A 1,051-nucleotide genomic window follows, 5' to 3' on the forward strand; every position below is an offset into this window, starting at 1 on the left:
CTGCGGCGGGGGTGGGGTCCTCTGTCTAGGTGGGCCCTGGGCGTGGTGGTGGCCGGGGGGGAGGTGGGGCGGTATGTGGTGGCCTACGCGGAGAACGCCGCGGCGCAGTACATAGCCGCGGACCGCTACGTCTATGTGGACGCCGGCGACCCGTCGGCGCTTGAGGCGGCGGCTGTGGCCTACGTGGTGGAGGCCCTGCGGCGCGTGCCGAGGTTCGCCAAGGTGGAGGTCCTGGGGGACGACCCGAGGAGGGCGGCGCTGGAGCGGCTGGCGGAGGTGGGGCCTTCTAGGTGGCGCGTGGCGCTCAGCGGGGCGTCTGTGGGGGGCGGCCGCGTGGTGGCTCTCTCGCGTCTGGTGGAGCTGGTGGGGAACTGCAGGGTGTATTTCGTAGACGTGCCCAGCCGCTGGGCTTTGGAGAGGGCGGCCTCCCTCGGGCTGAGGCTGGGCCTGCCAGTGAGGAGGCTGGGCGGGGAGGCGCCGGGGGGCTGGGCCGTCGTTACTGTGGACTAAACGGACAATATATATATGTCAATGTCAACTTCTCGCCATGCGTGTGGTGGTCGTCGGCGGGGGGTGGCCGGCCTCTACTTCGCTAGTCAGCTTCTGAAGGTCGTCCCCCGCGCCTTGGTGTACGTGGTGGATCCTAAGCCTGTGCACGAGTTTACGATTGGGGTGCCTATCGCGGTGGCGGGGCTGGTGGATTTCCGCGACTTGGCGTACCCCTTCGAGGCGTTGCGGAGGGTGGTCTACGTCAAAGCAACGGCGGCGGCCGTGGAGCCTGGTTGCGTCCGGACGAGGGAGGGGCCGGAGAGGCTCTGTGGGGACTACGTGGTGCTGGCCCCCGGCTCTTTTAAAGTTGGGAAGGCCGAGTACTGGACTGTCTACGGCGCTGAGCGACTGCTCCAAGCCGCCGAGAGGGCTAGGGCGGTGCGCTTCGTGGTGAACAAGCTCACCCCCGTCATGGGCTTCCAGGAGATTGCCTACTCCATAAAAACTAGGTTTCCGGAGAAGGAGGTCTCTATACACCTTGTCTACATCCACGAGGATTACA

General features: G+C 66.4%; 1 protein-coding gene and 1 pseudogene. Both read left to right on the forward strand.

The features are described 5' to 3' along the window. On the forward strand, positions 1 to 510 hold a 510-nt coding region (locus ACP5J3_RS14860; protein ID WP_428496388.1), incomplete at its 5' end, for a hypothetical protein. Between the two features lie 21 nt (positions 511 to 531). After that, positions 532 to 1,051: pseudogene (locus tag ACP5J3_RS14865) on the forward strand (NAD(P)/FAD-dependent oxidoreductase); the annotation flags it as partial.

Source organism: Pyrobaculum sp. (genome assembly GCF_049971835.1).
Classification (GTDB): Archaea; Thermoproteota; Thermoprotei; order Thermoproteales; family Thermoproteaceae; genus Pyrobaculum.